A 5,000-nucleotide genomic window follows, 5' to 3' on the forward strand; every position below is an offset into this window, starting at 1 on the left:
CGGGTGAGAATCCCGTCCACCGAATGCCTAAGGTTTCCTGAGGAAGGCTCGTCCGCTCAGGGTTAGTCAGGACCTAAGCCGAGGCCGACAGGCGTAGGCGATGGACAACAGGTTGATATTCCTGTACCACCTCTTTATCGTTTGAGCAATGGAGGGACGCAGAAGGATAGAAGAAGCGTGCGATTGGTTGTGCACGTCCAAGCAGTTAGGCTGATAAGTAGGCAAATCCGCTTATCGTGAAGGCTGAGCTGTGATGGGGAAGCTCCTTATGGAGCGAAGTCTTTGATTCCCCGCTGCCAAGAAAAGCTTCTAGCGAGATAAAAGGTGCCTGTACCGCAAACCGACACAGGTAGGCGAGGAGAGAATCCTAAGGTGTGCGAGAGAACTCTGGTTAAGGAACTCGGCAAAATGACCCCGTAACTTCGGGAGAAGGGGTGCTTTCTTAACGGAAAGCCGCAGTGAATAGGCCCAAGCGACTGTTTAGCAAAAACACAGCTCTCTGCGAAGCCGTAAGGCGAAGTATAGGGGGTGACACCTGCCCGGTGCTGGAAGGTTAAGGAGAGGGGTTAGCGTAAGCGAAGCTCTGAACTGAAGCCCCAGTAAACGGCGGCCGTAACTATAACGGTCCTAAGGTAGCGAAATTCCTTGTCGGGTAAGTTCCGACCCGCACGAAAGGTGTAACGATTTGGGCACTGTCTCAACCAGAGACTCGGTGAAATTATAGTACCTGTGAAGATGCAGGTTACCCGCGACAGGACGGAAAGACCCCGTGGAGCTTTACTGTAGCCTGATATTGAATTTTGGTACAGTTTGTACAGGATAGGCGGGAGCCATTGAAACCGGAGCGCTAGCTTCGGTGGAGGCGCTGGTGGGATACCGCCCTGACTGTATTGAAATTCTAACCTACGGGTCTTATCGACCCGGGAGACAGTGTCAGGTGGGCAGTTTGACTGGGGCGGTCGCCTCCTAAAGTGTAACGGAGGCGCCCAAAGGTTCCCTCAGAATGGTTGGAAATCATTCGTAGAGTGCAAAGGCATAAGGGAGCTTGACTGCGAGACCTACAAGTCGAGCAGGGACGAAAGTCGGGCTTAGTGATCCGGTGGTTCCGCATGGAAGGGCCATCGCTCAACGGATAAAAGCTACCCCGGGGATAACAGGCTTATCTCCCCCAAGAGTCCACATCGACGGGGAGGTTTGGCACCTCGATGTCGGCTCATCGCATCCTGGGGCTGTAGTCGGTCCCAAGGGTTGGGCTGTTCGCCCATTAAAGCGGTACGCGAGCTGGGTTCAGAACGTCGTGAGACAGTTCGGTCCCTATCCGTCGTGGGCGTAGGAAATTTGAGAGGAGCTGTCCTTAGTACGAGAGGACCGGGATGGACGCACCGCTGGTGTACCAGTTGTTCTGCCAAGGGCATAGCTGGGTAGCTATGTGCGGAAGGGATAAGTGCTGAAAGCATCTAAGCATGAAGCCCCCCTCAAGATGAGATTTCCCATAGCGTAAGCTAGTAAGATCCCTGAAAGATGATCAGGTTGATAGGTTCGAGGTGGAAGCATGGTGACATGTGGAGCTGACGAATACTAATAGATCGAGGACTTAACCATATAATATGTAGCAATGTTATCTAGTTTTGAAGGAATATGCCTTCAATAGTTTGGTGATGATGGCAGAGAGGTCACACCCGTTCCCATACCGAACACGGAAGTTAAGCTCTCTAGCGCCGATGGTAGTTGGGACCTTGTCCCTGTGAGAGTAGGACGTCGCCAAGCAACTTTAAGACGAGTCAGAATGACTCGTCTTTTTTGTGTTTTATAAAATAAACTTGTAATTAATGTAAGCTCTATGAGTACGTTTATCTAGCAAGAAACAACTTTATTTTATTAGAATTTCACATTTAAGTAGCATACCTTTAGAAAATTAAAGTCTATTTGTTAACAAGAATATATACGAAGTATTGCTCTCTGGAGCCTGCTCACACCCTCTTTTATTTCTTCAGTTGTTAAATGGCCATACCCTATAATAATTCGATTGTGATGTTTTCCTTTTTCAATGGCGTGGGCTTCCACAGGATATACTTTCACTCCGAGTTGTTGGATTTTCTCAAGTAATTCTTTTGTGAATTGAACTTGATTGAATTCAACAATTAGATGTAATCCTGTAGAATAACCGAAAATATTGATTGTGTTTGAGAATACTGATTTTAATTGCTGGATAAGGAAGTCTCTTCGATTTTTATAGATTTTTTTCATCTTCATAATATGTCGTTCCAAATAACCTTCGGCAATAAATTTAGCAAGGATAAGCTGATTTAAAGAAGGTGTATGTAAATCTGAAAACCATTTTATCCTGCGACATTTTTCAATAAGGTGTGAGGGAAGAACTAAGTATCCCATCCTAAGGGCCGGTGATAAAATTTTACTAAATGAACCTATGTATATAACGCGTTCGGGATCCAATCCCTGCAATGAACTTACAGGTGAACCTTCATATCGAAACTCACTATCATAATCATCTTCAATGAGGTAACAATTTGTTTTTCTTGAGTAGTTAACCAATTGAACACGTCGTTGAATTGGCAACGTTCCACCTAAAGGGAACTGATGAGAAGGAGTAATGAAGATGAATTTTGGATTTTTATTTGCAGGTAACAAAGATGTATTCATCCCATTATCATCAACTGGTATAGGGGAAAGAAAGGCTCCTGAATCTTTAAAAATTGTTTGAATATCATTGGTGATGGGATCTTCTATTAGTACTTCGTCACCTGATGACAAAAGTAACTTAGAAACAAGTGTTAAAGCTTGAGTTGCACCGGAAGTAACCACCAATTGTTCTGGATGACAAAAAACTCCTCTTGTTTTTAGTAAATAGCGTGATAAAACCTTTCTTAATTCGGGACGCCCTTGGGGGATATCATATCCAAACGTAGAAGGAGGTGTTTCATTCCATATAGTGTGAGACAACTTTGCCCATCCTTTACGTGGAAATAAGTCTAATGCTGGTATTCCTGAACGAAAATTAATGATATTACTGTCTTTGTTTGTTTCTTCGCACCAAGATAAAGAATCAATTAGAGTTGATTTTTTACGTTGTTCTAAATAAGTCCCTTCGGCAATGAATGTCCCAGCTCCTTGCCGAGTGACCAAAAAGCCTTCGGAAAATAATTGATCATAAGCTTCTAAAATTACATTCCTAGACACACCTAACTCAGAAGATAATTCCCTTGTTGCTGGTAGTTTTTCACCGGATTGTAGCTCTCCGTTTAATATTCGTTCACGTATTTGGTGATAAACTTGTCGAATTAAACTTATATCTAAAGATCGATCAATAGGTATCCAAAGCATATAAATGCTCCCTTCATCAAAATTGGTACCATAAAAGTTTGGATGAAATGGTACTAATACAAACCATTTTAGCATGCTATAGTAGGATCAAATAGTTCTAAAGGAGATGAAAATGTGATGACTAAACCAGAATTACAAGTAGCTCAGGCATTTAAATCGATTGCACGAAATGAACATATAAAAGCATATGTACAACAATCCACTGAACTCTATGCGTTATTATTACAAGCTGCGAAACGCTTTGTCACCGGAGAAACGAGACATGAGGGAATTGGGACGGCAAAAGAACTAATTACAAAAGGTTATCATACTTCACTAGAATACATAGGGGAAAATACTCTAGATATAGAGGAATGCTATAAAGCAAAAAATGAGTTTTTGAATCTTATTGGGGACATGGGTGCTCTATCTATGAAACAAACAGTATCACTCGACTTATCTCATATTGGATTATCTATAGATCCAGAAATATCTTATATTCATTTAATGGAGTTGGCAGAGAAGGCGAAAGTACATGGAACTACCCTTATGATAAGTATGGAAGAATCATCTAAAGCAGCGGACATTCTTTCTATTTATAAAAAGGTAACTGAGCAATATCATAATGTAGGGATAACAATACAGGCACATTTATACCGCTCAAACAATGATATTCAAGAACTCCTTCATTATCCAGGAAAAATAAGAGTTGTAAAAGGTGCCTATCAAGAAGTTCCGGATATTGCTATGCCTAGATCAACTGATTTAAATCAACAGTATCTTCAAATTGTAGAAAAACTAGTTGAAAACCATCACCCTGTGTCTATAGCTACACATGATGAAATTCTTATTAAAGAGATGGAGCAACGTCAATATTTTAGTCATCCTAATGTAGAAATAGAAATGTTATATGGAATTCGTCCGGATATGTTAAGAGATTTGAAAAACAAAGGACATAACGCTAGAGTATATTTGACTTATGGGAAAGAGTGGTATTTGTATTTATGTCATCGGATAGCCGAACATCCAGAAAATCTATATTATGCAGTGACAGATATGATACATTCACCTTTACCAGAGCGGAGTAGGGAATATTGAATAGACATTTAATACTGAATGTAAAAATGATTTTGGTTGTTGCCTAAAAATAAGAGCCGGATTTTTCTTAGTGTAGAAATTCCGGCCATTTTATATTGAAATTTTTTTAGTATATATTTGCGTTAAAGGCGGACAGCACCCTTGTAGGTATTGAGAGGATTAAGATTTATAATTGTGCAGCCGCCGTATACCTTGTTGTAGAATTGTTTTTGTATGGTTGTGTATTCTTAGGGGGGAGATAGAAACAACGGAAATTATGATTCTATATGTATTTCAAAAGGGGGATATATACTAGAAATGAAACTAAATGCTTTGTTAGTGAAATGATTCGCTCTTTTAGTAGTAAAACGTAAATATAGGTATGGGATTAATATCTATTAATGTTATATAAAAAGTGAAGCAATGAAAGGAACAAGTGTTCTGTACGTGTGTGTTCGGTACACTTGATAAATTGAGGTACGTATTTTTAATCCAGTATATGTGTTTAAAAAGGAAATACTATTAATCAATTCGAACCTTGAGCATATCTTAAATATTTATTAAGAGAATATAGCTGTATGGAAATAGATGATACTAAAGAT

At 40.4% G+C, this 5,000-nt stretch carries 2 protein-coding genes and 2 rRNA genes (1 of these 4 only partly in view); 3 read left to right on the top strand and 1 reads right to left on the bottom strand.

All coding sequences use genetic code 11. The annotated features are described in order from the left end of the window. Positions 1-1,602, top strand: a 23S ribosomal RNA gene (locus tag AC241_RS01590) (it extends 1,320 nt beyond the left edge of the window). A gap of 49 nt (positions 1,603-1,651) precedes the next feature. Beyond that, positions 1,652-1,767: ribosomal RNA gene (gene rrf / locus AC241_RS01595) — 5S ribosomal RNA — on the top strand. A 162-nt stretch (positions 1,768-1,929) separates the two neighbouring features. Here the strand turns inward: rrf and pdxR are convergent. Beyond that, positions 1,930-3,342 (bottom strand): MocR-like pyridoxine biosynthesis transcription factor PdxR, encoded by a 1,413-nt coding sequence (pdxR, locus tag AC241_RS01600; RefSeq protein WP_050842423.1) that lies wholly within the window; start codon positions 3,340-3,342, stop codon positions 1,930-1,932. Between the two features lie 117 nt (positions 3,343-3,459). Here pdxR and AC241_RS01605 point away from each other — a divergent pair, with 117 nt between their 5' ends. Beyond that, on the top strand, positions 3,460-4,419 hold the full coding sequence (locus AC241_RS01605; RefSeq protein WP_050844798.1) for a proline dehydrogenase family protein: 960 nt from the start codon (positions 3,460-3,462) through the stop codon (positions 4,417-4,419). Positions 4,420-5,000 lie beyond the last annotated feature (581 nt).

The sequence above is a fragment of the Bacillus thuringiensis genome (genome assembly GCF_001182785.1).
Taxonomy (GTDB): Bacteria; Bacillota; Bacilli; order Bacillales; family Bacillaceae_G; genus Bacillus_A; species Bacillus_A thuringiensis_S.

Bases quoted from the DNA above. Each gene is read 5' to 3' on its own strand.
- pdxR (WP_050842423.1), bottom strand. From the start codon at position 3,342: ATGCTTTGGATACCTATTGATCGATCTTTAGATATAAGTTTAATTCGA.
- AC241_RS01605 (WP_050844798.1), top strand. From the start codon at position 3,460: ATGACTAAACCAGAATTACAAGTAGCTCAGGCATTTAAATCGATTGCA.